This window comes from Corynebacterium sp. MSK122 (assembly GCF_030229435.2).
Lineage (GTDB): Bacteria > Actinomycetota > Actinomycetes > Mycobacteriales > Mycobacteriaceae > Corynebacterium > Corynebacterium marquesiae.
In genome coordinates this window covers 1-248 of the sequence record NZ_JASPHV020000105.1, presented here as the reverse complement: position 1 = coordinate 248, position 248 = coordinate 1, and the positions used below count along the sequence as shown (strand labels likewise).

Below are 248 nucleotides of genomic sequence, written 5' to 3'. Positions count from 1 at the left end.
ACTCAATAGTGTGCCAATGTACTTTTTATTTTTTGTGTGCATGGTTGTGTGTTGATTGGTTTGTCTGCCAGCAGGCCTAGGTGGTTTGTTGGTTGGTGTGTGCCGGTTGGGTATGTGGAACACGTACCTTTTTGAATGCTGTTTGGTGTTTCGGCTGCATTGAGATGGATTGGTTGGCATGTGATTGTGTTCAACTTTGTGGTTTCCTCTTTTTTGACCCCGTCGGGTTGAGGGAACTGTTTATTTTT

1 protein-coding gene is annotated in these 248 nt (G+C 44.0%); it reads right to left on the bottom strand.

The window, feature by feature from the left end:
- Positions 1–2: 2 nt before the first annotated feature.
- Positions 3–248 (bottom strand): hypothetical protein (locus tag QP934_RS11640; protein WP_419127607.1); only part of this gene is annotated, 246 nt, incomplete at its 5' end.